Source organism: Crocosphaera sp. XPORK-15E (assembly GCF_034931425.1).
Classification (GTDB): domain Bacteria; phylum Cyanobacteriota; class Cyanobacteriia; order Cyanobacteriales; family Microcystaceae; genus UHCC-0190.
This window is the reverse complement of sequence record NZ_JAYGHQ010000010.1, coordinates 146,906-173,325: the sequence shown is the minus strand read 5'-3', so window position 1 is coordinate 173,325 and position 26,420 is coordinate 146,906. Positions and strand designations below refer to the sequence as shown.

Below are 26,420 nucleotides of genomic sequence, written 5' to 3'. Positions count from 1 at the left end.
ATAACCTTATTAAGAATACTTGTCAATACTAATGAGAATTATTTTTAATAACTTTTGTAGTCCAACCTTAGCTTGATGACAACAACAAAACCTGACCAACACCAAAATTGCGATATGCGATAAGATTTTCATATTTATGGATGTGTGTGAGGAAAATAATCCCATGACAGTACAACAGAGTAGAAACTCTGCCCCAAGAGTTGCCCAATGGTTATGGCTGACCATTGGACGATACAGTGGGCTTGTAGGGTTAGTTTGGATACTTCTGAGTCTTTCAGCCCAAGCAGCAACAGAGCTACGCATTGCCATTAAAAAAGGCGTTAATGGAGTGCAAATCGGTAGTTCAACCCCGGCCCTAGTAAAAGATGCTGGCGGGCGTAAAATTGGCGAATTAGCAGCTTTAGATGGATTTACGGTAAGACCCCGTGGTAGTGGGGTAAACTTGAATCAATGGAATTCCAGTTATTTAGTGATTGAACCCACCGCAGATGGGGTAGTCTGGATCGGCGATCGCTGGTATCGGGGCAAAGTGAGAATTATCCGTCAAGGAAATGGCGTAACCGCCCTAAATTTAGTCAATTTAGAAGAATATTTGTATAGTGTGGTGGGATCGGAAGCTTACCCTACTTGGCCCCAAGAAGCGTTAAAAGCCCAAGCAGTGGTGGCCCGTACCTATGCCCTGTACCAAAGTTCTAAGGCTAGTAACCGTTTTTACGACCTGGATACAACCACCAAAACCCAAGTATATAAGGGTTTAGAAACAGAGTTTGTCAGTACCCAAGACGCGGTAAAAGCAACCACAGGACAAGTTTTAACCTACAACGGCAAAATCATTCTCGCTGCCTTTCATTCTTCTTCTGGGGGACATACAGAGAATGTTGAGGATGTTTGGAGTTCGCCTTTGCCTTATTTGAGAGGGGTAGTGGATTACGATCAATTAGCCCCTGTGTTTCAATGGAGTAAGACCTTTAGTGCCAATGATATGGGTAATTTATTGGGAGGGGTGGGGGCAGTGCGATCGCTAATTCCTGAAAGAACAACTCCCAATGGACGAATTATTAGCTTAAAAGTAGTAGGAAGTCGGGGTTCCCGTCAAGTAACTGACGATCAGTTACGCAAAGCTTTGAGTTTAAAGAGTACCTTATTTACCGTTTCTGCTAATAATGGAACCTTTCAAATTGAGGGGAGAGGTTATGGTCATGGTATTGGGTTAAGTCAATGGGGAACCCATTATCTTGCTGAACAAGGTGTTCCCTACGATCAAATTGTCAGTCATTATTATCAAAATGCTCAATTAACAACGATTAAGTAATTGAATAAACCCCAAGGATAATCTATGATTTAGTTGGGGATTCATTCTGCTCAAAACAACTTTCCTTTGAGTTCACAATGCGAGGCCATACCTAACATAATTAATCATTGTTATAAAAATTAGTATTTTTTAATATTCCTATAATATTAAGATTTGTTACAATTTCGATGATTACTGTTGGAGATTTTTACAGAGATGGTTTATAAAAAGAGAGTATATATTGATAAATTTAGCAATTCTGTTTCAGGCTAATTGGGCAAAGCATCTATTAAGAAATAGGGTGTTAGATTATTGATGTATATGGTTTTGCCGAAAAACAACTTATATCTGCTTAAGGAAAGTTTATCAACTATAGTAAACTTAAGAGTCTTAAATTTGGTGATTTTTATGGCAATTCTCGGCAGTAAACTAGGAAAAATTCTGATAACCCTTGCGGTTATTGTGTTACTCCTAATGGGAGGGGTAGGTTACACCGCTTGGTATTATTTGAAGCGGGAAGTCCCCGTTGTTTATGATTCCCCAGAAGAACATTTTAAATATGGATCAATTAATTCTGGTGGCCTTCCTTATTGGATCTGGGTTGTCTTACCCAGTCTTTTTCCTGAACATTTACCAGGCCCAGGAGGATACACTTCCGTCGGGTATATCTGGGAACCAGGAAAAGAAAACCCCGTCGGCATTTCTAAAAGTACCATTGGCTTTGAAAAACAAGGGGTAACTTGCGCCATGTGTCATAGTGCAACCTATCGTAAAAGTCCTGAAGATACCCCAACCTTAGTTTTAGGGGCCCCCGCACAAAAATTTGATACCCAGGCTAATATTCGCTTTTTATCCGCTTGTGGCAAAGATCCCAGGTTTACTGCTGACTATATTTTGCCCGCCATTGAAGAAAAACATCATCTTTCTTGGATCGAAAAACAATTGTATAGTCGTCTATTAATTCCCCAAACCCAAAAGGCTCTAATGGGTTTAGGACAAGGGTTTGCTTGGATGAATTCTCGTCCTGATGCGGGGCCAGGCCGTATTCCTTCTTTTAATCCTGTTAAATTTCTTAACTTTGGTTTACCCCTTGATGACACCATTGACAATGTAGATGATCCTCCCCTCTGGAATGAAAAGCAACATAAAGGCTTTGCTTATCATTGGGATGGGTTAGAAACAAATATTACGGAAGTGGCAATTATGGGGGCCTTGGCCGCAGGAACTAAACCCGATAATGTCCCCCTCGAAGATTTACGACGGGTTGAAGACTTTATTCGTGAAGTCCAACCCCCTGCTTATCCCTTTGAAGTGAATCAAGAATTAGTCGCCAAAGGTAAGCCCATTTTTGAGAATAATTGTGCCACTTGTCACGCTTTTGGCGGCGATCGCACCGGAACCGTTATTCCCGTGGAAGAAGTAGGAACTGATCGCCATCGCATTGATATGTGGACTCAAGCAGCAGTTGATAAGTATGAGGAATTGGGAGATGGTTATGAATGGGATTTTACCCATGTTCAAAAAACTGACGGTTATGTGGCGGTTTCTCTGGATGGAATTTGGTTACGGGCCCCCTATCTCCATAATGGTTCCGTTCCCTATTTAACCGATCTTTTAGAAGTCCCCGAAAACCGCACCCCCGTCTTTTATCGGAGTTATGATGTTTATAATCCTGAAAAAGTCGGTTTTGTCTCAGAAGGGCCAGAAGCAGCTAAAGAAGGGTTTAAATATGATACTGCGGCCGAAGCAAACAGTAATCAGGGCCATCTTTACGGAACAACCTTACCGACTGAGGATAAACAAGCTTTAGTGGAATATCTCAAAACTTTGTAGAAATCCTTTCGGATTTTTCTGGAATCTTTCTCAATGAGGCTGTATAAGGATCTGTCTTGGGTGTTTATAGCGTTTCTCGCAACGAGTGAGGTCAGGGTGCATAAGTTTCAAAAACTTATCTCACAAGGGTGTACGGGCAGGTTTATCTAACATATTTGTGAGAATCAGAGACTGTGACAAAAACCCGCCCCTAGGACGAATGCTATATCTCACCCTAAGACAGAATGACCAGGGTACATTGACTGATTTAATTCAAACAAATGTAAAGACAATGTGCGTTTTAGGTTTCCTTTTGGGAACACTAGGGTTAACCGGAAGAATTCTCAGGTTCTTCTCGATCTCGCAATCATCATTGAGAAATTGCTATGTTAGCTACATCTTCTTATCTCGACACCGATAATTATGAACCTCCCTCTGTTCCTGACTTCATCAGAAGCAAAACAGAGGGAGATATTGACGAGATCAATTCTGTCTTAGAGGAGGATTTGCTAGAATTACAACAGATAGAACTGACAGAAACTGATGGCAAAACCAATCGGGCCAGCACTGATTTAGTTCGGTTATACCTTCAAGATATTGGTCGCGTTCCCCTCCTCAAAAAAGAAGATGAAGTCTCTAAAGCACAACAGATACAACGTTATGTTCAGTTAATAGAGATACGGAATACTGCGGCCCAAAAGGAAGATTCTATTATTAGTCAATTTGCTTCAGTTTATCAGGTTCACGACCAGTTAATGGCACATTTGGGCCATCGTCCCTCTTGGGAAAAATGGGCGAAAGCTACCGAAATGACTGTGTTTGAATTAAAACAAATTTTAGCCCAAGGAAAACAACAATGGGCAGCCTTGGCCAACCTGGAAGTCTCTGAATTAGAACTCATTCAAAAGATGGGAATTCGGGCTAAAGATGAGATGATTAAAGCGAATTTACGCTTAGTGGTTTCCGTGGCCAAAAAATATCAACGTCGGGGTTTAGAATTACTGGATTTAATTCAAGAAGGCACGTTAGGATTAGAACGGGCCGTTGAAAAGTTTGATCCCCTGAAAGGGTATCGTTTCAGTACCTATGCTTATTGGTGGATTCGTCAGGGAATTACTAGGGCGATCGCCACGCAAAGTCGCATCATTCGTCTTCCGGTTCATATTACCGAAAAACTCAATAAAATTAAACAGGCCCAGCGCAAAATTTCTCAAGCTACGGGACGCACTGCTTCTCTTGATGAAATTAGCAAAGAAGTGGATATGAGCATTTCACAAGTAAGAGAAGTGTTGATGAAAATCCCCCGTTCTGTTTCTTTAGAACTTAAAGTAGGTAAGGAAAAAGATACGGAATTAATGGATTTATTAGAATCAGATGATGTTTCTCCTGAAGATAGTTTAATTAGTGAATCTTTACGTCGAGATTTACAGCTTTTATTAGATGATTTGACGGTCAGAGAACAGGAAGTTATTAAACTTCGTTATGGGTTTGATGATGGTACTGCCTATTCCTTAGCGGATATTGGACGGGCCTTAGATTTATCACGGGAACGGGTTCGTCAAATTGAATCTAAGGCCTTGCAAAAATTACGTCAACCTCGCCGCCGCAACCAAATTCGAGATTATTTTGAAACCTTGAGTTAAAGTCAATTTTGTCAGTAGAAATAGAAGGTGTAAAGATAGTTAGTTTTACTATCTTTTTTGTTTATTTAATGTTAACATGGGTGTTAATGATTGGATTTGTTTTCCCAATTTTTTTCTTAGGTCATATTCAAAACTTACTCAGAAAAATAACACAAAACCGTCATGTCTACTTGTCCTAAATGTCACCAACCCGTTGAAACTCAAGCGATTGAATGTCCTTATTGTAAGACAACACTTAAAGCTTATGGACATCCAGGAATTCCATTATATCAAGCGAGTCAAGATGAATTTTTATGCGATCGCTGTACCTATCATGAGGATGATAGCTGCACTTATTCTAAACGTCCCTACGCCAAAACCTGTACTCTTTATCATGATAAAAATCAACCTTTAGTCATGGAAGAAACTATCAGATTAACCCCTAGTAACCCCATTAAAATTATACAAAGATGGTGTAATCGAAATCGAGGGTTACTTGTAATTATCGGATTAATTGGTATTAGTTTAGTAATTGCTTTATTGAATTAAAATAATGAGTGACTGGGATTACTTTTGAAACTTCTTGGTAATTCCGTTTCATCATTTTGTCCTTCTGAATTAGGACAATTCTCTTTATAAATCGCTAAATCAAACCAAAAAGTTGTTCCTACTCCTACCTCACTAATAAGATTAATTCGACTGTGATGTTTATCAATAATATTTTTAACAATAGATAAACCTAGTCCCGTTCCTTCTAAGGTATGAACCCGATTTTCAACTCGGAAAAAGCGATCAAAAATTGCATCTTGATCTTCAGGATCAATGCCAATTCCTGTATCAGAAATTTCAACTCTTACGAAAGATTTTTGATTAAATGGGTTAGAATTACCTTCTAAATGATAGGCCCGAATGGCAATTTTCCCTCCTGATTTCGTAAATTTAAGGGAATTTCCCACTAAATTAGTAACCACCTGTAACAATAAATCATAATGTCCTAAAACAAGGGGTAAATTAGGCTCAATTTCTGGATTTAACTCTAATCCTTTGTCCTTAGCATTCAGTTGATAACTGCGTAAGGTTTGTTCAATTAATTGTGAAAGATCAACCCCATTAAGATAATAGGTTTTAGCGGATTCTAAACGAGATAAATCTAACACATCATTGACTAAACGAGTCAGGCGATCAGTTTCATGGTTAGCTGTTTCCAGAAACTCTTTACGTTCAGTTTCCGTCAAATCTTCCCCAAATTCTGATAGAGTTTCAATAAAAGATTTTATATTAAATAAGGGTGTTCTTAACTCATGGGAAACATTACTAATAAACTGACTTTTTGCCTCATTTAATTCAACTTCACGGGTAATATCTTGTACCGTCATCGCAATTCCTTTAAGGGTTTCCCGATATTGATCAAATACTTGCGTTAAAAGCACACGAACAACTCTTTGATTAGGTTGAGTTAAAGGAATCCGAAATTCTTCTGGAGATATTCCCGCATCTATTTTAGATTTCTCTTGCTTAGTTTCCTTGGTTTCTGTGTCAGATTCTTCTGAAATTTCCGGATCACTTTGTACCATTTGTTGCAAAGGAATCGTCAATTGATTGGTTAATTCACTGGGCAATAGTTCTAGAATATTACTTCCAATGAATTTTTGTCCTTCCCAACCAAACATACGCCGTGCTGTGGGATTAACTAACAATAAGTGTAAATTAGTATCTAATAAAATTGCGCCATCGACAATGGTAGAAACTAGGGTGTCTAATTTTGCTTTCTCTGCGGTCAATTCCTCAATATTTTGTTCCTCATAACTTTCCAGACGTTCTGCCATTTCATTAAAGCTAAAAATTAATTCCCCTAATTCACCACCAAAAGGAAGATTAATCCGTTGTTTAAAATTTCCTGTCGCAATATTTTTCACTCCCACTAATAATTCTTTGATGGGACGAGTGATGGTTAAGGCATTAAAAACAGCCCCTAAAATTACCATGGCCCAAATGGCAACAAATACCGCAATAGTCACATCACGGGTTAAATTGGACGAGTTAACCACAGTAGGATTAGGATTAATGCCAATGGCTAAAATGCCTAAATATTTACCGTCATGTTTGAGGGGGACAAAGACATCTGTAACCTCCCCATTAGGACTTTGATGCTGACGTACCATAGGTAAGCTATCATTTTCAAAGTCAGCATCCGGTAACTCAATACGACGTTTAATTGTCAAGGAATTTTGAACTTCTGCCGCCGAATAGGGAATACCAAAGAAAATTTGCCCATCTTTATCCGCATAAATCATATAGCGCACATTCGAGGTACTTTGGTAAAAGCGACTCGAAAACCGTGCGACATCGGTTAAATTATCTTCAGCAATTAAAGGCGCAACGTTAGAGGCCAATAATAGCCCTAAATCTCGACCAAACCGTGTGTCATTAAATTGGGCATCTTGTTGAATGGTATTAACGGCCCAAAAGGTTAAACCACTCATCAACAAGGAGACGGCCAGGGTCGCTGCTGCCATTAACTTCGTTTGCAGGGTAAATTCCGACCACCAGCGTCTAATCATCTCTCGGACTTTGGATAGGAGACTTAACAAGGTTTACTCAGATTCAAAATAATACATCGTTCAATTTACTATCATATTATGGCCTACCTTTAGGCTTGATTGCCAGGAAATCAAGGATAGAACCGAATTTAAGATTAATTTTTGTCGAGGGGTTGAAACTTCTGGGCAGTTGTGTTACGATAGTTAATCGTGAGATAAATGGGTCGATGCCCGAGTGGTTAATGGGGGCGGACTGTAAATCCGCTGGCTATGCCTACGCTGGTTCAAATCCAGCTCGGCCCACCACAATATTCATCTCACTGCCCGTGTGGCTCAGTGGTAGAGCACACCCTTGGTAAGGGTGAGGTCACGAGTTCAATCCTCGTCACGGGCTTTTTGCTTAATTTATTTCAGCGCGTAAAGCAACCAGTGAAGAAGGATAAGTCTATTATCCTGATGTTGAAGCAACTCAAAATAATGAGACTTTAGATACTGATATTAAAGAATAATGAAAATATTTTAATGAGGAACAAAAAAATTATGTCTAACATTTCCGTAGATCAAAAACTACTCAAAGAAACCCTGAAACTAGCTATTTATGAACTCTTCCAAGAAAATCGAGAAGAATTTACAGAATTGTTATCAGAAATCATAGAAGACATTGCCTTAATAAAAGCGATTGAAGATGGAGAAAAAACAGAATTAGTTGAAAGAGAAACAATTTTAAAGCTACTAAATAAAGAACAATGAAAACTCAATTTAGAAAAAGCTTTGAAAAGGATTTAAAAAAGATTTTTGATCAAAAACTACTCATTAAAATCAAGAAAGTGATCGAAGAAATTGAAACGGTTACAATTTTAGGAGAAATAAAAAATATAAAAAAACTGAAAGGGGAAGATTATTTTTATCGAATTAGAGTAGGAGAGTATCGTCTTGGAATAAAAGTTAATGATGACACAGTTACTTGTGTTAGAATATTGCATAGACGAGAAATATACCGATTTTTTCCATAAATGGTTAGTAACGATTCCTACAATTCCCGTATCTAATAAAATTATTCTTTCTGAGGGGACTGATTAAGCATATTATTTATAATTACAAATTCCTAATTTATAATTTCTATCTTAACATATAAATATAATTCACAGTCAATAATCTACAATTATGCTAATATCTAAATCATGAAATCCCTAGAAAAGATTCGTCAGCAAATTACATCAGGACAGTTTGAACTAACTCGTCATGCTCTGAAACGGATTGTTGAACGGAATATTAGCCGCCAATAAATTATAGAAAGTGGGGAAAATGCTGTTATTTATGTTCTCAATGTGGAGAAATCATCTTTAGTAGTGAAACAGCGGAAAAAATTCGCTTAAAACTTCATCAAGAACAACCCAATAAATCTATGGAAATTGACGTTTTTGCCTATTAGTTTTTTGATGATATTTTAATTATTTTTTACTCCTCAATTATCCTGTTCTTGCATTACGTCAGGATAAACTCTCTTGTAAATAGGCTAAATACAAATAATGTTGTATATTAGCTAAGTGCTGAGTCTTTTCAAAATCTTGTCAATTAGGACTAACATTAATGGCTAAGGAAAAATCTGATTTACTGAAAATAACCAAGCAAGAGGAAGATTATTCTCGCTGGTACTTGGATATTGTAGACAGAGCCAAATTAGCGGAAGAATCTGGGGTTCGCGGGTGTATGATAATCAGGCCCGAAGGATTTGCGATCTGGGAGAATATGCAGCAAACCTTAGATAAGATGTTTAAGGATACGGGCCATTCAAACGCTTATTTTCCCCTGTTTATCCCCGTCAGTTATTTTTCTAAGGAAGCAAAGCACGTTTCGGGTTTTGCTAAAGAATGCGCCGTTGTTACCCATCATCGCTTAACTACCAATGAATCAGGGGAAATTGTCGTAGACCCTGAAGCTGAATTAGGGGAACCTTTGGTTGTCAGACCTACCAGTGAGACAATTATCTGGTCAGCTTACCGCAAATGGATTCAAAGTTATCGAGATTTACCGATCCTTTTAAATCAATGGGTCAATGTCTGTCGTTGGGAACTGAGAACAAGACCTTTTTTACGCACCACTGAATTTCTCTGGCAAGAAGGCCATACTGCTCATGCTACCTTTGAAGAAGCTGAAGCAGAATCTCAGCAAATGCTTGAGGTTTACAAAACCTTTGTGCAAGACTATTTAGCCATTCCTGTTTTAGCGGGTCGTAAAACGGAAAATGAGAAGTTTCCAGGGGCTGAACATACTTATACTATTGAAACGATGACCCAGGATAAACGGGCCATACAAGTTGCTACCAGTCATAATTTGGGAACGACTTTTGCTAAGGCATTTGATGTTACTTATTTATCAGCAGAAGGAACCCAAGAGTATCCTTTTGCTACCAGTTGGGGCATTACTACCCGATTAATTGGTACTTTAATTATGGTGCATTCAGATAATCAAGGATTTGTTTGCCCGCCGAAAATTGCTCCTTTACAGGTGATTGGTGTACCAATTTTTCGTAAAGAGGCAGAAAAAGAGAATGTCTTGGCCAAATTTCAAGAATTACAAGACGAGTTTAAGACCCTTGATAAGTTTTCTTTTAAAGTTGATGTAAGGGAAAATTTAAGCCCAGGATTTAAGTTTAATGATTGGGAATTAAAAGGTATTCCTTTACGCATGGAAATGGGCCCAAGAGACTTACAAAATGGCAATGTTGTCTTAGTGCGTCGTGATACGGGAGAGAAAATTATTGTCCCCCAAAGCGAGTTAAAATCGAAGATTCCAGAGCTATTAGAAGACATTCAAACGAGCCTTTTCCAAAAAGCCCAAGAGTTTCAGCGTCAGAATACCTATTCAGTCTCAACTTATGAGGAGTTTAAGGCAGGAATTGAAACAAAACCAGGGTTTTATTTAGCTTACTTTGATGGCAGTCCTGAAGATGAAGAAACCATTCAAGAAGAAACAAAAGCAACTGGCCGTTGTATACCTTTAGGGGAAAATAGCAAGCCAGGTAAATGTTTTTATACAGGTAAACAAACAAGTCAACAAGTTATCTTTGCGAGAGCTTATTGATAGAAACTTGTCTAAAAATACACCCTGTAGGTGGGCATTGCCCACCCTACAAGTGTGGTTCTAAAATCATAGACTGAGAGGAATTTTCAGAAGGCGTAACGGCTAAATCGGAATTTAGGGTTAAAGTGAGATCACGATCAGGATCAATGACAACTACTTCGTGTGTTCCACCCCCAATAATTTGGCCTTCTGGTAAACCCCAACCTAATAGAGTCCCTAAAGCGGCTCCACCTAAGACTTCTAGGGGATCGATACGGCGATCGCCTGTGGTTCCTGCAACAATAGTAGCAGTTCCGGCCCCGGCAAAGGTTCCGCTTAAAATATTAGCAATGGTGGCCCCATCATTGACGGTTTCGACTCTGGCGACAATGTGAGAAGTTGCATTAAGGGGTATCCATTGATTACCATTAATAATCATCTCCCTCGCTACATATTGGGCCCCTGGGCCTGCGGGTTCGAGTTGTCCCCGAATGATAGTTCCTGCGGGAATTAATAAGTTACCATTGCGATCGCGTAGGTTAGCCGCGACTTGTAATTCAAGGGGTACATATTCCCCTAGGTTGACGCGAATGGGTGACTCTCCATCATAGCTAACAGGAATTAGGATTCCGCTAGGAATAGTAACAGTGTTATAATTTTCTACAGTATTCGGATTAGTTGTGGGATAGGTTTGAGCCACTACTGAAGCGATTGATAATAATGGAGTTGCTGTAATACCCAATAATAAGACACTGAGTGCAGATATTGCTGATTTGGTAAGATTAATTTTAGACATTGATCGTCCCCTCCCTTGGCTGAAAAATCGGGTAGGGTATAGTTTCCCTCTACTTTAAGCATAGATCTAAAATTAGGGAACGTCAGTCCCAAAAATAGGGAAATTATTAGGGTTCTTGGGATCTTTTTCTCATAACAACATAGAATTAAAAAGAAAATAGTGGGGACCTAGGGGCGGGTTTCTGGCAAAATTTCCTGATTCTAAAAATAGGTTAATTGATCACGGATAACTGATATAGTCAGATATGGACGGGTACAAGATAAGGAGAAAAACCAGTGTTTGGGTTTAAGCTGCGATCGCCATTGATGAAATTTCTTTCCGGTTCTTTGCTGTTATGTTGCCTCAGTTGGGGTTTAATGAGTTGTAGCGATAGGTTGGAAGCGGCGAACCCCATGATAGAAACTGCACCTACCCCCGTCAAAGCCGGCCAACTCTCAGAAGTTGCACCTCCAGCAGTGATCCAAGAACTTCGTCAAGTCCTGGCCCAATATCATCCCCAAGTTAGCATTATTAGCCCTAAATCTAATCAAATGTTCTCAGAAACTACGGTTTCTGTGCAATTACAAGTCAAAGATTATCCTTTATTTAAAAATGCAGAACTGGGAATGGGGCCCCATCTTCATCTTTTCGTCGATAATGAACCTTATCAAGCGATTTATAACGTTGATGAGCCAATTGTTTTAAAAGAGTTAACCCCAGGAACCCATACAATAAGGGTGTTCGCTTCTCGTCCCTGGCACGAAAGTTTTAAAAATGAGGGGGCCTATGCAGAAACCACCTTTAATATTTTCACTGAGACAGAAAATAACGCCCCGAAACCAGATTTTCCCTTACTTACCTATAGTCGTCCTCAAGGGAATTATGGGGCAGAACCGATTATGTTAGATTTTTATTTAACTAATGCGCCTCTGCATTTTGTCGCTCAAAATAACCCTGATGATGACATTGTAGACTGGCGAATTAAAGCCACCGTTAATGGGGAAAGTTTCTTAGTTGATACCTGGCAACCGATTTATCTTAAAGGGTTTAAAACCGGAAAAAACTGGATACAGTTAGAATTTTTGGATGAACAAGGCCAAGAAATTAATAACACCTTTAATAATACGGTAAGACTGATTACCTATGAACCCAATGGTCAGGATACCCTCTCTAAAATGGTTCGTGGGGAACTTCCGGTTGAGGTGGCCCGCGCTTTAGTTGATCCCAACTATCGTAATGCTCTCATACCTGAACCGACAACCCAAGAAACATTAATTGAAGACTCATCAACCCTCGAAAAACCTCAAGAAGATGTTATTTCCCCCGTTGAAGAAACAACCCTTGAAGCAACTGAACCTTCTTTAACCTCTGAAGAAGAACCCACACCTTTATCTGTAACACAAGAAATCTTAGAGGAAACTCCTTCTCCAGTAACCGAAGATACGATCTCTGAAGCAGTAGAAACAGTGGAAAATGAAGCATCTGAGACGGTTTCTCCTTCTGAACCAAAAACAGAAATAACCTCAGAATCTACCCCTGATGCTGTTTCGGACGCGATAAGTTCAGAGTCTTCAGTAATTACTACGGAGGAAACATCAACCCCCGTATCCGAAAGTGTTGAACCGCAAACGTCTCCCCTCTCAAAACGCCCTCAATGGTTGCAAAACCTAACTCAGTTCGTCAAACAAATTAACTTAAATTCTCTTACTGAAAAAGGATGAGATTTTAACAGAAATGACTAAACATAAACTGCCGGACAGTCCCCAAACTCAACCCTGGTTACAGATGCTCCAATGGGCTTTAAACCCTCTAAAATTTCTGGAAAACTCTGCCAGAGATTATGGTGATATATTTACCCTTAATATTGGTTTTAATGGTAGACCCCAAGTCATAATTAGTAATCCTCAAGGCATTCAGGAAATTTTTACTGCTGATATCAACAAGTTAGATTCAGGTAATCCAAAAATATTAGAAAGGGACTCAGGAGAAAGGTACAATCGAGCTTTTATCGGCGGGCAATCGGTTGTTACTTTTGATGGCGATCGCCATAAACAACGTCGTAAATTATTAATGCCTCCCTTTCATGGAGAACGAATGCGAGCTTATGGTGAGGTTATTAATGATATTACTCAACAAGTAACCAGTAAATGGAAGATTAATGAGCCTTTTTCTGTTCGTTCCTCAACCCAAGGGATCTCTTTTCAGGTAATCTTAAAAGCAGTATTTGGTTTAGAAGATGGTGAACGATATGACAAAATAAATCAACTTCTGACGAAACGATTAGAGGGAGGAAACTCTATTTTAAGGATTCTTCTGATTGTTTTTCCTATATTACAAAAAAATTTGGGGCCCTTAAGTCCTTGGGGAAGATTGAAAGAGAATCAAAAGAAAATTGATGAGCTTATTTATGCCGAAATTGATGAACGGAAAGCAAATTTAGATCCATCTCGCACTGATATTCTTTCCTTAATGATGACTGCTCGTGATGAAAATGGCGAGGCAATGAAGGATATAGAATTAAGAGATGAATTAATGACCTTGTTATTTGCTGGTCATGAAACTACTGCTACCTCTTTAGCATGGGCATTCTATTGGATTCATTATTTACCAGAAGTAAGAGAAAAATTGTTAAATGAGTTAGATAGTTTGGGAGAAAATCCAGATCCTAATGTTATTTATCAATTACCTTATTTGGATGCTGTTTGTAAAGAAACCCTGCGAATTTATCCACCAGCAATATTAGCTTTTCCCAGAAGGGTTCTCTCACCTATAGAAATTATGGGGTATCAATTTGAACCTGGTACGATGATTAGTCCTTGTATTTATTTAACTCATCATCGGGAAGATATTTATCCTGAACCCAAGCAGTTTAAACCAGAACGTTTTCTAGAAAGTCAATTTTCTTCTTCTGAATATTTGCCCTTTGGGGGAGGAAACCGTATTTGTTTGGGGATGGCTTTTGCTAAGTTTGAAATGAAACTGGTATTAGCAACAATTTTATCTAATTGGGAGTTAGCTTTAGCAGATCAACAACCTGTAAAACCTGTTCGTCGGGGTATTTTAATTAGTCCTTCAAACGGCGTTAAAATGATAGTAAATGGTAAAAGAAATCCTGTTAAACTTGGTCAGGATGAACGTTTTTTAACTCCTACTTCATGATTGAATTTAATTATTTTCATCCTCAATGATAGTAATAATTTCTTGTTTCAAGGTAGGTAAAAAGTTTCTTTTCTTTCTTTAGTATAAGATTCAATGCGTTTAATTCTCTCTAAAATATCAGCCAAATAAATATGATCATCGTTCACAAAGGAATCGCCTCCTTAAGAATTTTTTCTCGAAAATAGTCTCGCAAACTTTTAACCGTTGCTACATCAACTTTACAACCTAGATAATCTTCTAAGTCTTGAATTAAGCCAATTCTATCTAATAAGTTTCTTCCCGATTCCATTTCTACTAAAAAATCAATATCACTATCTTGGGTTTCTTCTCCTCTAGCAACTGATCCAAAAATATGAATATTAAATGCACCATGTTGAGCAGCAATTTTGAGAATGTTCTCCCGTTTTTCTTGAATTTGTTGCTTTAATTTCATTTTAGTTAAAACCTTAAACAAAACATTATGGTTTAATTAGGGATTATTTATTAGCCATTCAAAGCTTAACAGTTAATTTGTTCTTATTATAGATTAATATAAGATTATGTGTTATGATTTCCGATGACTGAGATTTTAATAAAAATGACTAAACATAAATTACCTGATGGCCCTCAAAATGGGTCACTTCTACAGAAGCTCAAATGGATAACTAAACCATTAGAAGTGCTGGAAACCCATTACCAACGCTACGGCGACATCTTCACCGCCTATGTTGGTCTAGGAAAAAAGCCTATCGTAATCATTAGTAACCCTCAAGCTATTCAGGAAGTTTTTAGCACTGATCCCAAATATTTAGATTCCGGTGAAGTTGCAGGGATAAAACCCCCGTTTATTGGTCAACAATCATTAATTGCCCTTTCAGGCGATCGCCACAAACGACAACGCAAACTATTAACCCCACCCTTTCATGGGGAAAGGATGCTGGCTTATGGCAAGATAATTCAAGAGATAACGGAGCAAGTTACCAGTCAATGGGTGATTAGTTCCTCCTTTTTCGTTCGCTCTGCCATGCAAGAGATCACGTTTCAGGTGATTTTAAAGGCAGTATTTGGTCTGGTAGATGGCCCCCGTTATCAAAAACTTCAACAACTCTTGATGACCCGATTAGATGGCACAAAATCGCTTTTTAGAGCTATATTACTGCTGTTTCCTATCTTACAAAAAGATTTAGGCCCCTGGAGTCCTTGGGGACGGTTAATGGAAAATGAGCATCAAATTGATCAACTCATCTACGAGGAGATTCAGGAAAGACGAGAAAACCCTGATCCCTCTCGGACTGATATACTTTCTTTGATGATGGCGGCTCGTGATGAAGCAGGGGAACCGATGACCGATGTAGAATTACGGGATGAGTTGATCACCCTGTTAGTAGCGGGTCACGAAACCACTGCAACCTCTTTATCATGGGCATTTTATTGGATTCACCATCAGCCTCAAGTACGAGAAAAACTGCTGCAAGAATTGGATACCCTTGGTGAAAATCCCGATCCGAATCAGATTTTTCGATTACCTTATTTAGATGCAGTTTATAAGGAAACCCTGCGGATTTATCCTGTGGCAATGATGGCCTTTCAGCGTATGGTGTTATCACCCCTAGACATCGCGGGTTATCACTTTGAACCTGGGATTATACTCTCTCTCTGTATTTATCTTACTCATCATCGAGAAGACCTCTATCCTGAACCAAAAAAGTTTAAACCAGAACGATTTTTAGAACGTCAATTTTCCTCTTCTGAGTATTTGCCTTTTGGGGGTGGTAGTCGTCGCTGTATTGGTATGGCATTTGCTCAATTTGAGATGAAATTGATTCTTGTCACAGTGCTATCTCGTTGGCAGTTAGAACTAAAAGATAGTAAACCAATGTTACCAGTGCGTCGGGGTTTATTGTTAGCACCTCCGAATGATTTTCAGATGGTGGTGAAGGCGAAAAAAACTACCGCTAAAGCGATGAGTTTGACTTGATAATATAGAATATCAATTAATTAATGACTTAATCAAAATATGCGGATTACTATTTTAGCATTGGGAACAAGGGGTGATGTACAACCTTATATTGCTTTGGGTTTAGGATTACAAGCAACAGGCCATCAGGTGACAATAGCTAGTCTTGATATCTTTGAAGATTTTGTCAACAGCAAAGGACTTGATTTTGCTTCTCTAGGAAGTGTTCCTGAGAAATTGAAACAACGTTCTCAAAATACAAACAAAGGTAATAATATAACCTTTAATGGTATATGGGGCAGAATGAACTGGTGGTCAATCTTTGGATCATCACTTGAAAACCTAATTAATAATACTTGGGAAGTATGTCAGAAAACAGAAGTTAACTTGATAGAATGGAGTAAAAAAGGCAGTTGAAATAATTAATTCTCATCTTTCTTCCCACAACTAATCAACAAATTATTATCTTTGATCACTATGAGTATCCAGATTCTTCACATTCAAAAGAAAAACCGAACCTCTGCTAATACATTGGCTAAACTAGAAGATTTCGACTATGTAGAAGGAGAGACTATTGATCCCAAAATTATTATTGAAAATCCCAATATTAGTTTATATTGTCTTGATCCTCAAAATCAACGAGCAATTTTTGTCGAAACTCCTTTAGACATTGATATTTATCAACCCCCTTTTTTATATCAAGCTCAATATGACCATGCTCAAAGATTATTTGCCGTTTCTTTTCAAGAATTAGCTCAATTAGCAAAAAATATAAACCAAATTGAAAATTTAGTCTTGATTTATTCTGTAGGACGCTGTGGCTCTACTTTACTGAGAAACATATTTAATCAACTGGATACAGTAATTAGTCTATCAGAACCTGATGTTTTTTCCCAACTTGTTGCCATGCGTGAACCTAATGGTAGTAATGATGAGCAGATAATCGGGCTTCTCAAGATTTGTTTGGCGATTCAGTGCAAAAATAATATAATAGAAAAAAACTCATGTTATGTGATTAAATTTCGCAGTTTTTGTATTCAATTAGCAGATTTAATTGCTCAAATTGTTCCTGATGCTAAGGTTATTTTCTTATATCGCAATGCCAAAGATGTGATTAAATCCTCTATTCGGTCTTTTGTAATTGTGAAGAAAATGCTACCAGAAATAAAAGCTAATATCGAATTATATAGTCGCATATTTCCTTTGCTAAAAGATTATGAAAATTATATAGATTTTGATGATACGAATGCTACTGACTTATATATAACTGGATGGTTGTCTACAATGCAACGTTATTTATTTCTACACAAACAAGAAATTATTACTTGTGCAGTTCGCTATGAAGATTTAGTGACCAAACCTCAAGAAATTGTGACTTCTATTTTTGAAAAATGTGGCTTACCAGTTTCTGCCGTAGAAAATGCTTGTAAAGTATTTAAAAAAGATTCTCAGATGGGTTCTAGCCTATCACAAGAAAATACACGCAAAAATGATACACAACAACCTGATGATTTAGAAATAAGTCAAAAAATTACTCGTTTATTAAATCATCATTCAGAAATTAAAACACCCGACTTTATTGTTCCAGGTACTTTACAATAAATAATGAGTAATGAGTAATGAATAATTACTCATTATTCATTAGTGAATCTTATGAAGAAAGAACAGGTTTTCCGGTAGATACTACCTGTTCCACAATATCAATGGCTCGACTAACCCCACCAGCTTGTTTAATAGCTTCTTGCAGACGTAAAGCATTCTGTTTATAAGAATCCTCTATTAACACCTTTTGAATCGCGGTTCGCAATTTGGGAACCTTAACCTGTTTTATCGGTATAGCTTCACCACATCCTGCCCAAACTACTCGCGCTGCAATTCCTGGCTGATCATTGGTAATGGGAATTACCACCATTGGCACTGCATTATTAAGGCATTCTAAAGTAGTATTCATCCCCCCGTGAGTAATAGTAAGGGTGACTTTTTGCAACAATTCCAACTGGGGCGCATATTCTACTACTAGGGGTGAACCCGCAAATGCTGGTAGAGATTCAGGTTTAGCCGAACCCCCCAAAGAGATGACTAATTGGACATCTAAGCCCACACAAGCCTCTGCAATCTGTTGAAACACACCGATCAGGCGGTTTTGGACAGTCCCCATAGAAGCATAAATTAAGGGCTGTCCCGTCAACTTTTCATAGGGAAAATCAGGCAGATCTCGGCCCACTGTACTATGATAAGGCCCCGTAAAATGGAACCAGGGAGGCAGTTGCTCCCAGGGAAATTCTAATTCAGCAGGTTCTTGACTAATTTGAGCTAATGGGGAATAACGTTCATTAGGGTTAGAATGAGAAGGCAAGTTCCATTGCTGGCGATACTCATTAATCAATTGTGTCATCGGTTTGGCCAGTTGCTCCAAAATCTGATAACCGATGCGATTTCGCAGTCGTCCCCACCAACTAGGATTATATTTCCAAGTTGTAAAACGTGGTGGAATAGTCTCATCACGATTCAATACCAAAGCACTACAAACACTAATAAAGGGAATACCCAGAAAATCAGCCACCGTTCCTCCCTCTGGGGAAGCCTGATCGACTAGCAAGGCTTCTATACCTGCTTCTTTCATCGCCTGTGGTGCATCCCGCAGCACAACACCTGCACCATCTTTGAGGGCATTAATGGTATATCGCACGGCTTCTAGACCACTGAGTTTCCCTAACTGAGCTAATATTTCTGCCATTGTTCCCTTGGGAAAGTCAGATTCTCCGATTCCTTTAAATTCTAAGCCAGATTCTAGGGTTTTTGATTCTGCATCCAGTATGCCAAATAAAGTAACACGATGACCGCGCCGTTGCAATTCTTTTCCCAAGGGAAGCATGGTGTTAAGGTGGCCAGTGGATGCCGGACAAATTAGCCCATAGTGAGTCATTTTATTCTAGTTTTTTTTGTAAACTTTTCAAGGTTTGATACATCTCAGGCAGCCGCTTATAAATAGCAGACACTTTTAAATATAACTTGTTAGGAACTGCTGGACTACTAGAGACAATTTCACCAGCAGCAACATCATTGGGAATACCTGTTTGCGCCGTAGCGATCGCCCCATCCCCAATTTTAGCTTGATTGGCAACCCCTACCTGTCCCGCCAAAATAACCCGTTTACCGACGGTTACGCCCCCTGCTAACCCCACTTGGGCAGCCATGACGCAATTTTCATCAATTTGGCAGTTATGAGCAATATGAACCAAATTATCCAGCTTGGTATTACGTCCAATGCGTGTCGTTCCCACAGCAGGGCGATCTACCGCACTATTACAGCCAATTTCCACCCCATCTTCTAAGATGACATATCCTGATTGTTCCATCTTAAACCAACCATCAGGAGTAGGAACAAAACCAAACCCTTCTGAGCCAATTACTGCGCCACTGTGAATCACGCAACCAGAACCAATTTGGGCCCGTTCATGGACGGTACAATTAGCATGAAGAATGGTGCGATCGCCGATAGTTACGTCGGGATAGATGACCACATTGCCATGAAGATAAACGCGATCGCCAATTGTTACCCCCTCTTGAATCACCACATGGGGGCCAATAAACACATCTTGACCAATTTGAGCCGTCGGATCAATGACTGCCGTGGGATGAATACCAGGAGCAGGTTGAAAGGGACGATAAAATAATTTAATAGCGTGAGCGAAGGTTAAACGGGGTTCTGGGGTGGCTAACCAAGCAATACCTAGTGTAGTTGCCTGTTGTTGTAACGCCTCGTCACAGGGCAAAATCAAGGCACTGGCGGCGGTTTTGCCGATCATAGCCGCAAACTTTGGCCCTTCAATATAACTCAGGTTTCCTGTTACTGCTTCGTTTACCGCAGCGACTCCCGTAATTTCTGGGTTATTCTCCCCATTAACGGTCAAACTATGTTCAGTAACTAACTGATTTAAACTGTCAACAATTTCCTGAAATTTCATAGTAATTAAAGTTTGTTACCTTGGTATTTATTAATTATTAATTATTACTTATGAACGATGAACCTTACCATCAGGCATAGTCGCACCCCGTAAAATGACTCCGGCCAGATTAGCACTCATTAATTCTGCCCTGGTTAAATTAGCATTAGTCAGATTTGCTCCCATCAGATTTGCCCGTGCAAAAAAGGCTTCTACGAGATCAGCCTCACTTAAATTCGCCCCTGATAAATTAGCCCGACTCAAATCCGCATGATTCATCCGAGTTAAACTTAAATTAGCCTGATTGAGATTAGCACGATTCAGCACCGCATGAGTCATGACAGCCCCCTTAGCGTTAATTCCAGCTAATTCAGCTTGGGAAAGTTGGGCCCGCACTAAGTTAGCATTGGTTAAGTTAGCTCCTGTGAGTTTAGCTCCTGTTAAGTTGGCATCGGTTAGTAAAGCCCCTTTAAGATTAGCATTAGTTAAATCTGCCTTGCGTAAATCCGCATCCCGCAAATTTACTTCTTTCAGATTAGCCCCAACCAGGTTAGCACGGCTGAGATCAACCCCTTTCATATTTGCCCCTTGAAAATCGGCCTTGGCCAAATTAGCCGCTTGTAGGTTGGTGTAATAGCCTTTCTTTTCCTGACGCATATTGGCCCCCCGAAAACAAGATCCGGTAAGGGTGGCCCCGCTTAAGTCTGCCCCCCGTAAATCAGCCGAGATCAGATTTGCGTCTAAAAAGTTGGCTAGGGTAATATCTGTATCTCTCAGATTTGCCCCTTGTAAGAGGGCCCCATGTAACGTCGCACTGCGTAAGTCAGCCCCACTTAGATCCGCTTGACTGAGATTTGCACCGCTTAAATTTGCCCCAACTAAATTCGCTTGACTCAGGTTAGCGCGGTTAAAGTAAACAAAAAGCAGATTAGCCCCGTGTAAATCGGCTTCATTGAGGGTAATGCCGATTAAATCTGCCCCGACTAAGTTGATTCCTGGTAATTTCAATCCATGAAAGAGGGTTTCTCCCGCAGCATAACGCTCAATCAGTTCATTGGCTTTCATAGAGACTGGTATAAATTAAATGAACGGTTTAATGGCTTCCACAATAGTGCTGGCCGCTTGGAGGTGGGAGTCGGGATCATTGAGAGATTTGGCGGCATGATAGAGTTTGGCTTCAATATCTGTTATGGGTCGACCACTTTGGATGATTTGTTCTAATAAATCATCCAGGGTATAACTTCTCAGCATTGACCAATCTTGTCCACTGCGATCCCAAGGGTGAAACAGTAGGGAGAACAGCAATATTTTAGCGCGTAATGGGTTCGTATATTGCATGATTTCTAAGCGCAATTCAAAGATATCATAGGTTTTTGACGGTGGCGGTGACGATGGCGGCGGTGGTGGCGGCGGTGCTGCCTGTACCTGTTTTAACTCAGTGACCATTTGTTCTGAGGTGATATCAATCACAGAGGTTTCAAAGGCTGATGCTGAGGAGGTTTGGAGGTTAGCATAGTTTTGAGTCGTATTGATGGCAATAATTTGGGTACTATAGCTTGAGGACTGCTCTGGCAACATGGGATCATTTTCCCCTTGTAAGTTGTCATATAATCCGCCAATTTGGTTCAAAATAATTTTAGAGATGGCTAAATATAAATTCTTTTTATTAATATTTTCAACTAATTGTAAAAAGGCAAATTCTAGATCTTTGTGGGAAGGATAAATCTCTAAAATTTCCATAATTAAGTTTTTTAACCCATAATGCTGAATTCGATTTAAGTCATTTTCCCAACTATTTTTACCAATGGCATAAATTAATTTATGAATTCTCGCTGTTTCCGGATGACTACTTAAATTTCTCACCGCTTGTTCTAAGAGGAAGGTGGTATCAGAAACGTGAGTCTGTTGAGCCTCTTGTGGATGAGATTCTAGAGTCATGACCTCTGTTGGTTTGGCCATGTTCCGATAAATGGGCCCCAATTGCTCAATAATGGCTTTTGCTACCCCGGCATAGACTTTAGGACGGTTAAGGGTTTTAACCAGTTTATATAAGGCAAGGGTCAACTGTTCAACGGTTTTTTGCTCTTGAATTAGTTCTTTTATCAAAGTTTCTAAGGGGAAACTATTGAGAATATTTATATCATTTTCCCAAGATTGTTTACAAATACAAAATATTAATTTTTTAATTCTGATTGACTCTGGATGATTGTCGAGATATTGGACGGCTTGGTAAAATAAATCAGATGATAATTGCATAATTACCTCTTAAATAGAAAAGACCCTACTGTTAAGTTAGTAATAGTTCTTAACATAGGAATGATAATTTCTGACCAGGGACTTAGACAGAAAAAGGTAAATGAGTCACTTTTCCACACTAACATCATTGAGAGTTTTTTGAGATCAGGACTTGTCGAGTACCTCTACACATTATACATCAAATATTTACAGTAGAAGATTGTTAAAAATTTAGATTATTTAATTACTAAAATACCGAATAGTCATAAGGAATTTATCATTTTTAAGGGATAGCTCAGCTAATTAATCACTTTGACATTGGCCCGAAACTTTCTGTGAACAAAAGATTGATCAGATTAAGAAACTAAATCTCTCTCCATGCCATCTATATCATTAGAGCTAAATTTAAGTTATATTCCTATGGGTAACTATCATCCTGAGCAGCCTTTCTCCAGCGAGTTTGAGCCGAATGCTCCCACGTTTGATCCCCCTAACCAAGAAGCGATTAACCCTGAGATCCTGCCGGACGATGTAGTAGGGGCAACTATACCATTAACAGAAGCGATCGCCGTATCTATTGTAGAGGATCAAGATTCTCCCCTCAACCGAGACTGGTTTAACTTGGCTCGGAAACTACGGGGACAAAATCGGGAATTACTCGATACCATTGTTACATTAGAGCAGGCCTTAGCCGCCTCTCGGCAACAACTTCAAGAGCAGATGAGGCGATCGCATCAGACTGAGTCTCTCACCAGTGAGCAAACCACCCAACTCCAAACGACTCAGGCCCAAAATAGTAACCTACTAGAACAACTTCAATTGTCTCAAAAAGAGAGCCAACGTCAAAAATTTCAGATACAAACCTTACAACAACAATTGAGAACCATTCAAGAAACCTTTGCTCAACTCGAACGGGAATGTGCTTTGCTCAAAGAAGAATCTCAAGATAAGACTAATCAGCTAATGGTGACTCAACGGCAGGTCAAGGAATTACAGACCCGTCTCCAACGACAGCAACGTTACACCCTACAGTATAAAGCTGCCTTGGATGAGTGTTTAAGCAATTGTGCGAGAAAAGCCAAGACCCAGACGATTACGACACCGACGGCTTCTGTTGCTCCCTTAACCCCTAAAATTATCCCAATTCAACCCTGGTCAGGTCAACCGGAAACCCCTACGGAGCAAGGATTATCTAAATCTCAGTCCTCGACCCCAGAAACCCCGGTAGATCCCATTGATCAAACTCTAGAACAGTTATTTTCCCTGACAGCAGATTCCTCTGAAATCGTTGAAAATCAAACTGTTGAGGTGAACTCATCTGGGGATACAAGTGATCAGGAAATGGACTCACGGCCTATTGAGACTGTCAAAAAAGCGGTTGATCCTCTCCCTTCCTCCAGCATGATTGTTTCAATACCCCAATCATTAATCATTCATAGTCCAGTTCCCTTTAGTTTTAGTATTGATCGTAGCAAGAAGGATGAAGCGGCCAAAGCTAAGGTTGATTTACCGGGCTTTTTGCCTCGATTATCTAAATAAGTGCCTAATTATGTGATGCTAAGGCAAGCAGAGAGGGAGTAACTTTTTCGCGTTGCTCCCATATTAGAATGTTAAAGTATGATTAGCTTATATGTTGACTTATGTCAAAGGTTCAAAGTCTCAAAACGTCTCTTAATGAATATGTGGATCAGTTATCTGAAGCTAACCTAGAACTGGTCTATCAATTCATCACTAATCTAGCAGAACAAGAAAGAGAAGAAGCAACAGCAGAATTGTTAGATATTCCTAATTTGTTAGAAGATATCGAGTTAGCTAAACAAGATATTGCACAAGGGGAATTGACTGATTGGCGAGACGTTAGAACTGATGTATAAAGTTGTTTTAACTAAGAAAGCTAAGACTTTTTATCAATGGACAATGGACAATTGACAATTGACAATTGGTTAATTTGGTTTAAAACCTCCTCTTTTAAGGGGAGAAATTAAAAAATTTTTCCTTATTTTCAATCCTCTACCTTTTAGGTAGAGGTAATTGTCAATTGTCCATTGTTCATTGTCAATTGTTGAACAGTAAGCTGGTATGTGGAATGCACCGAAAACAACAAATAAAATGCGTTACACGCACGTTTTCGCACCCTACAAGATCGGCGATCACACTATTCTTTTGACTCATTTTTAACCTTGAAGTCTCTCTAAACTTTGATGACGTAAATCAGCTTCTATTATTGCAATTCATTCATTGTTTTAAATTTCGGTTTCATGTTAAAAATCTCTAGTTTCCATCAGGTTCAATTGTTATTTCTAGTTCTTCTCCCGCGAGATCGAACTTGACTCCCTCCCCCCCCGTGTTAGACTTCGTTGCGAACTTTAAATTTTTTTTGATTACGATGAACCTTAAAAAATCTTCCCTTTCGGCTGTAGCCGTTGCAGGGGTAACGTCTTTGGTTGCTCTCCTTGCTCCTTCTGCAGCGATGGCGTTAACCTTTTCCTATAGCGGTGATCTCACGGGACAACCCACCTTTAACCGTCCTGATGCCGGTGATCCCCCAACAGGTTTGGCTCAATTTTCTACTGCTGTTCCCTTTCAAACCCAAGCCTTTACCGTTGATACGACGGGTTCTGGATACGAAATCATTGGACGGTGGCAACCCAGTTCTGGAGCACCCGCAGATGCCAACCCTACTGCGGATGGCTACCTGTTTCTCTATCAGGATAGCTTTGATCCCCTGAATCCGTTGAGCAATATTCTCTCTGGAGACGATGATTTCTTAAGTGGTGGTATAGGTTGTAGTCCCAGCTTTTCTTGTAGTCGGTTACCGAGTAATAATGGCAATAGCTTGACCTTAACCGCAGGGGTCAACTATATCGTCGTTGCTACCCAATTCAGCAACCCACCCGCCACTGGCTTTGTCTCAACCTACACCATCGATATTAACACACCAGGGAATGCACAAGTGATTTTCCCGACGGCTGCTTCCGTTCCCGAACCCACTGCAATTGTTGGGTTATTCCTAGTGGGGGGAATGGGGTTATTATCAAAACGTCAAAAACAAAAAAAAGAAACCACAAAAGTTAGCTAATTTGCTTTTTAATATAACTGATTCCCCCTTAATTTAAGTGAGTTGAGGGGGTTTTTTATAAATTAATTTTCAGATTCATTTTCTAATATTTTCTGTAATTGTGGCACTAATGCAGGTAAGTCTTCTTTAATGGTTGCCCAAACTCTACTCAAATTTACTTGAAAATACTCATGGGTTGCTACATTTCTCATTCCTACCATTAAACGCCAAGGAATAAGGGGGTAGCGAGATTGAATTTCAGGAGGAATATTTCTGGTGGCTTCACCGATAATAATAAAGTCATAAAGAACTGATTTGACCATTATTTCATTGTTAATAAAGTCCTCAAACCTTATTTCTTTAGTACGTCTATCAATTTCAGAGATAGATTCTAAAATATCTTGAATACGCAGTTGCCACTTTCTAGAAGGCATGAATCACATCCTTTAAGACAGGTTCTCGTAAATGTTCTTTTAAGGCATCTTGAGTTCCTAAATCAACAGAACATCCCAGAATATCCTCTAAATAATATTGCACTTGCAATAATTGAAATAAGCCACCTTGATGATTAAATTCTACTAATAAATCTACATCACTATCAAGACGCGCTTCATCCCTTGCTACCGAACCAAATAGAGATAAAGATTTGACACCTAGTTTTTCTAATTGTTCTCGGTTTTCAGCTATAATTTCGAGTACCTCATTCCGTTTCATTGTCATTTGTTTAATGCACTATTAATACTTTAGTCTTGGTACTATCTCCTAATTCTGAAATTATCGCAAAAAGCTACTCCCTTGACTCACTTTTACCTTGTTTATCTTGAAGTCTCTCTAAACTTTGATGACGTAAATCGGTTTCTATCATGGCAATTAATTCATCAAATTTTAATGTAACTAAATCCAATTTTCGACAAGCTTCTCGCCATTTATTCACGCTTTTAGTTCTCGTTTCTAGGCCAGGAATACAAGATTGATTAGTCAT

25 protein-coding genes and 2 tRNA genes are annotated in these 26,420 nt (G+C 39.2%); 17 read left to right on the top strand and 10 right to left on the bottom strand.

Going from position 1 to position 26,420, the window contains the following annotated elements:
• Window positions 1–163: 163 nt before the first annotated feature.
• The 4 genes from VB691_RS13060 (at window position 164) to VB691_RS13045 (ending at window position 5,274) form a co-directional block, all read left to right on the top strand.
• Window positions 164–1,312, top strand: coding sequence for a SpoIID/LytB domain-containing protein (locus VB691_RS13060; RefSeq protein WP_323291931.1), 1,149 nt, complete (start codon window positions 164–166; stop codon window positions 1,310–1,312).
• Window positions 1,313–1,699: 387 nt separating this feature from the next.
• Window positions 1,700–3,124 (top strand): cytochrome c, encoded by a 1,425-nt coding sequence (locus tag VB691_RS13055; protein WP_323291930.1) that lies wholly within the window; start codon window positions 1,700–1,702, stop codon window positions 3,122–3,124.
• A gap of 365 nt (window positions 3,125–3,489) precedes the next feature.
• A complete protein-coding gene (gene sigC, locus VB691_RS13050; protein ID WP_323291929.1) occupies window positions 3,490–4,746 on the top strand; it encodes an RNA polymerase sigma factor SigC in 1,257 nt (418 codons plus the stop codon).
• 162 nt (window positions 4,747–4,908) lie between these two features.
• Window positions 4,909–5,274: a zinc ribbon domain-containing protein gene (locus VB691_RS13045; protein WP_323291928.1), complete on the top strand. Its 366-nt coding sequence runs from the start codon at window positions 4,909–4,911 to the stop codon at window positions 5,272–5,274.
• Here VB691_RS13045 and nblS read toward each other — a convergent pair.
• Window positions 5,271–7,286, bottom strand: a complete 2,016-nt coding sequence (gene nblS / locus VB691_RS13040) for a two-component system sensor histidine kinase NblS (RefSeq protein WP_323291963.1) — start codon at window positions 7,284–7,286, stop codon at window positions 5,271–5,273. The genes VB691_RS13045 and nblS overlap by 4 nt on opposite strands.
• 200 nt (window positions 7,287–7,486) lie before the next feature.
• Between nblS and VB691_RS13035 the strand changes: the two genes are divergently transcribed.
• The 5 genes from VB691_RS13035 (at window position 7,487) to proS (ending at window position 10,349) form a co-directional block, all read left to right on the top strand.
• Window positions 7,487–7,571 (top strand) — tRNA-Tyr (locus VB691_RS13035).
• Window positions 7,572–7,587: 16 nt separating this feature from the next.
• Window positions 7,588–7,659 (top strand) — tRNA-Thr (locus VB691_RS13030).
• A gap of 146 nt (window positions 7,660–7,805) precedes the next feature.
• Complete coding sequence (locus VB691_RS13025) at window positions 7,806–8,015, top strand: hypothetical protein (RefSeq protein ID WP_323291927.1); 210 nt, start codon at window positions 7,806–7,808, stop codon at window positions 8,013–8,015.
• Window positions 8,012–8,278, top strand: a complete 267-nt coding sequence (locus VB691_RS13020) for a type II toxin-antitoxin system RelE family toxin (RefSeq protein WP_323291926.1) — start codon at window positions 8,012–8,014, stop codon at window positions 8,276–8,278. Before VB691_RS13025 ends, VB691_RS13020 begins: the two co-directional genes overlap by 4 nt.
• 577 nt (window positions 8,279–8,855) lie before the next feature.
• On the top strand, window positions 8,856–10,349 hold the full coding sequence (gene proS / locus VB691_RS13015; protein WP_323291925.1) for a proline--tRNA ligase: 1,494 nt from the start codon (window positions 8,856–8,858) through the stop codon (window positions 10,347–10,349).
• Between the two features lie 46 nt (window positions 10,350–10,395).
• Here proS and VB691_RS13010 read toward each other — a convergent pair whose 3' ends face one another.
• Window positions 10,396–11,124 (bottom strand): hypothetical protein, encoded by a 729-nt coding sequence (locus VB691_RS13010; RefSeq protein WP_323291924.1) that lies wholly within the window; start codon window positions 11,122–11,124, stop codon window positions 10,396–10,398.
• Between the two features lie 275 nt (window positions 11,125–11,399).
• On the opposite strand from VB691_RS13010, the gene VB691_RS13005 reads away from it, so the two are divergent.
• A complete protein-coding gene (locus tag VB691_RS13005) occupies window positions 11,400–12,824 on the top strand; it encodes a hypothetical protein (protein WP_323291923.1) in 1,425 nt (474 codons plus the stop codon).
• Window positions 12,825–12,837: 13 nt separating this feature from the next.
• Window positions 12,838–14,262, top strand: a complete 1,425-nt coding sequence (locus VB691_RS13000; protein WP_323291922.1) for a cytochrome P450 — start codon at window positions 12,838–12,840, stop codon at window positions 14,260–14,262.
• Between the two features lie 142 nt (window positions 14,263–14,404).
• On the opposite strand, the gene VB691_RS12995 is transcribed toward VB691_RS13000, so the two are convergent.
• A complete protein-coding gene (locus VB691_RS12995; protein WP_323291921.1) occupies window positions 14,405–14,695 on the bottom strand; it encodes a nucleotidyltransferase family protein in 291 nt (96 codons plus the stop codon).
• Window positions 14,696–14,839: 144 nt separating this feature from the next.
• Between VB691_RS12995 and VB691_RS12990 the strand changes: the two genes are divergently transcribed.
• From VB691_RS12990 to VB691_RS12980, 3 genes are read left to right on the top strand one after another with little or no spacing between them, the layout of a single operon-like run.
• The gene (locus VB691_RS12990; RefSeq protein ID WP_323291920.1) at window positions 14,840–16,219 is read left to right on the top strand and encodes a cytochrome P450; all 1,380 of its coding nucleotides are present in this window, start codon (window positions 14,840–14,842) and stop codon (window positions 16,217–16,219) included.
• Between the two features lie 39 nt (window positions 16,220–16,258).
• Window positions 16,259–16,615 (top strand): glycosyltransferase, encoded by a 357-nt coding sequence (locus VB691_RS12985; protein ID WP_323291919.1) that lies wholly within the window; start codon window positions 16,259–16,261, stop codon window positions 16,613–16,615.
• A gap of 60 nt (window positions 16,616–16,675) precedes the next feature.
• Window positions 16,676–17,800, top strand: a complete 1,125-nt coding sequence (locus tag VB691_RS12980) for a sulfotransferase (RefSeq protein ID WP_323291918.1) — start codon at window positions 16,676–16,678, stop codon at window positions 17,798–17,800.
• A 49-nt stretch (window positions 17,801–17,849) separates the two neighbouring features.
• Here the strand turns inward: VB691_RS12980 and VB691_RS12975 are convergent, their stop codons facing one another.
• Genes VB691_RS12975 through VB691_RS12960 form a run of 4 tightly spaced genes read right to left on the bottom strand, consistent with a single transcriptional unit; the run spans window position 17,850 to window position 22,401 of the window.
• Window positions 17,850–19,124 (bottom strand): glycosyltransferase, encoded by a 1,275-nt coding sequence (locus VB691_RS12975; RefSeq protein ID WP_323291917.1) that lies wholly within the window; start codon window positions 19,122–19,124, stop codon window positions 17,850–17,852.
• Window position 19,125: 1 nt separating this feature from the next.
• Window positions 19,126–20,166 carry a UDP-3-O-(3-hydroxymyristoyl)glucosamine N-acyltransferase gene (gene lpxD, locus VB691_RS12970; RefSeq protein ID WP_323291916.1) on the bottom strand — a complete coding sequence of 347 codons (1,041 nt, stop codon included), beginning with the start codon at window positions 20,164–20,166 and terminating at the stop codon, window positions 19,126–19,128.
• Between the two features lie 48 nt (window positions 20,167–20,214).
• Entirely contained in the window at window positions 20,215–21,210 is a 996-nt protein-coding gene (locus tag VB691_RS12965; RefSeq protein WP_323291915.1) for a pentapeptide repeat-containing protein, read from the bottom strand.
• Window positions 21,211–21,225: 15 nt separating this feature from the next.
• Window positions 21,226–22,401 carry a hypothetical protein gene (locus VB691_RS12960; RefSeq protein ID WP_323291914.1) on the bottom strand — a complete coding sequence of 392 codons (1,176 nt, stop codon included), beginning with the start codon at window positions 22,399–22,401 and terminating at the stop codon, window positions 21,226–21,228.
• Window positions 22,402–22,758: 357 nt separating this feature from the next.
• Here VB691_RS12960 and VB691_RS12955 point away from each other — a divergent pair, with 357 nt between their 5' ends.
• The 3 genes from VB691_RS12955 to VB691_RS12945 all read left to right on the top strand — a co-directional run bounded on the left by VB691_RS12955 (window position 22,759) and on the right by VB691_RS12945 (window position 25,459).
• Entirely contained in the window at window positions 22,759–23,919 is a 1,161-nt protein-coding gene (locus VB691_RS12955; protein WP_323291913.1) for a hypothetical protein, read from the top strand.
• 101 nt (window positions 23,920–24,020) lie between these two features.
• Window positions 24,021–24,254: a hypothetical protein gene (locus tag VB691_RS12950; RefSeq protein WP_323291912.1), complete on the top strand. Its 234-nt coding sequence runs from the start codon at window positions 24,021–24,023 to the stop codon at window positions 24,252–24,254.
• A gap of 512 nt (window positions 24,255–24,766) precedes the next feature.
• Window positions 24,767–25,459 carry a PEP-CTERM sorting domain-containing protein gene (locus tag VB691_RS12945; RefSeq protein ID WP_323291911.1) on the top strand — a complete coding sequence of 231 codons (693 nt, stop codon included), beginning with the start codon at window positions 24,767–24,769 and terminating at the stop codon, window positions 25,457–25,459.
• 62 nt (window positions 25,460–25,521) lie between these two features.
• Here the strand turns inward: VB691_RS12945 and VB691_RS12940 are convergent, their stop codons facing one another.
• From VB691_RS12940 to VB691_RS12930, 3 genes are all read right to left on the bottom strand, one after another.
• Entirely contained in the window at window positions 25,522–25,872 is a 351-nt protein-coding gene (locus VB691_RS12940) for a DUF86 domain-containing protein (RefSeq protein ID WP_323291910.1), read from the bottom strand.
• On the bottom strand, window positions 25,862–26,152 hold the full coding sequence (locus tag VB691_RS12935) for a nucleotidyltransferase family protein (RefSeq protein WP_323291962.1): 291 nt from the start codon (window positions 26,150–26,152) through the stop codon (window positions 25,862–25,864). Before VB691_RS12935 ends, VB691_RS12940 begins: the two co-directional genes overlap by 11 nt.
• 73 nt (window positions 26,153–26,225) lie before the next feature.
• Complete coding sequence (locus tag VB691_RS12930) at window positions 26,226–26,420, bottom strand: hypothetical protein (protein WP_323291909.1); 195 nt, start codon at window positions 26,418–26,420, stop codon at window positions 26,226–26,228.

What these genes read in the sequence shown, in the direction of transcription:
- VB691_RS13045 (WP_323291928.1), top strand. Translation starts at nt 4,909, where the DNA reads ATGTCTACTTGTCCTAAATGTCACCAACCCGTTGAAACTCAAGCGATT.
- sigC (WP_323291929.1), top strand. Translation starts at nt 3,490, where the DNA reads ATGTTAGCTACATCTTCTTATCTCGACACCGATAATTATGAACCTCCC.
- VB691_RS13060 (WP_323291931.1), top strand. Translation starts at nt 164, where the DNA reads ATGACAGTACAACAGAGTAGAAACTCTGCCCCAAGAGTTGCCCAATGG.
- VB691_RS12985 (WP_323291919.1), top strand. Translation starts at nt 16,259, where the DNA reads ATGCGGATTACTATTTTAGCATTGGGAACAAGGGGTGATGTACAACCT.
- VB691_RS12965 (WP_323291915.1), bottom strand. Translation starts at nt 21,210, where the DNA reads ATGAAAGCCAATGAACTGATTGAGCGTTATGCTGCGGGAGAAACCCTC.
- VB691_RS12980 (WP_323291918.1), top strand. Translation starts at nt 16,676, where the DNA reads ATGAGTATCCAGATTCTTCACATTCAAAAGAAAAACCGAACCTCTGCT.
- nblS (WP_323291963.1), bottom strand. Translation starts at nt 7,286, where the DNA reads ATGATTAGACGCTGGTGGTCGGAATTTACCCTGCAAACGAAGTTAATG.
- VB691_RS12955 (WP_323291913.1), top strand. Translation starts at nt 22,759, where the DNA reads ATGCCATCTATATCATTAGAGCTAAATTTAAGTTATATTCCTATGGGT.
- lpxD (WP_323291916.1), bottom strand. Translation starts at nt 20,166, where the DNA reads ATGAAATTTCAGGAAATTGTTGACAGTTTAAATCAGTTAGTTACTGAA.
- VB691_RS12950 (WP_323291912.1), top strand. Translation starts at nt 24,021, where the DNA reads ATGTCAAAGGTTCAAAGTCTCAAAACGTCTCTTAATGAATATGTGGAT.
- proS (WP_323291925.1), top strand. Translation starts at nt 8,856, where the DNA reads ATGGCTAAGGAAAAATCTGATTTACTGAAAATAACCAAGCAAGAGGAA.
- VB691_RS13055 (WP_323291930.1), top strand. Translation starts at nt 1,700, where the DNA reads ATGGCAATTCTCGGCAGTAAACTAGGAAAAATTCTGATAACCCTTGCG.
- VB691_RS12935 (WP_323291962.1), bottom strand. Translation starts at nt 26,152, where the DNA reads ATGAAACGGAATGAGGTACTCGAAATTATAGCTGAAAACCGAGAACAA.
- VB691_RS12960 (WP_323291914.1), bottom strand. Translation starts at nt 22,401, where the DNA reads ATGCAATTATCATCTGATTTATTTTACCAAGCCGTCCAATATCTCGAC.
- VB691_RS12945 (WP_323291911.1), top strand. Translation starts at nt 24,767, where the DNA reads ATGAACCTTAAAAAATCTTCCCTTTCGGCTGTAGCCGTTGCAGGGGTA.
- VB691_RS13025 (WP_323291927.1), top strand. Translation starts at nt 7,806, where the DNA reads ATGTCTAACATTTCCGTAGATCAAAAACTACTCAAAGAAACCCTGAAA.
- VB691_RS12995 (WP_323291921.1), bottom strand. Translation starts at nt 14,695, where the DNA reads ATGAAATTAAAGCAACAAATTCAAGAAAAACGGGAGAACATTCTCAAA.
- VB691_RS12940 (WP_323291910.1), bottom strand. Translation starts at nt 25,872, where the DNA reads ATGCCTTCTAGAAAGTGGCAACTGCGTATTCAAGATATTTTAGAATCT.
- VB691_RS12930 (WP_323291909.1), bottom strand. Translation starts at nt 26,420, where the DNA reads ATGACTAATCAATCTTGTATTCCTGGCCTAGAAACGAGAACTAAAAGC.
- VB691_RS12990 (WP_323291920.1), top strand. Translation starts at nt 14,840, where the DNA reads ATGACTAAACATAAATTACCTGATGGCCCTCAAAATGGGTCACTTCTA.
- VB691_RS13010 (WP_323291924.1), bottom strand. Translation starts at nt 11,124, where the DNA reads ATGTCTAAAATTAATCTTACCAAATCAGCAATATCTGCACTCAGTGTC.
- VB691_RS13020 (WP_323291926.1), top strand. Translation starts at nt 8,012, where the DNA reads ATGAAAACTCAATTTAGAAAAAGCTTTGAAAAGGATTTAAAAAAGATT.
- VB691_RS13000 (WP_323291922.1), top strand. Translation starts at nt 12,838, where the DNA reads ATGACTAAACATAAACTGCCGGACAGTCCCCAAACTCAACCCTGGTTA.
- VB691_RS12975 (WP_323291917.1), bottom strand. Translation starts at nt 19,124, where the DNA reads ATGACTCACTATGGGCTAATTTGTCCGGCATCCACTGGCCACCTTAAC.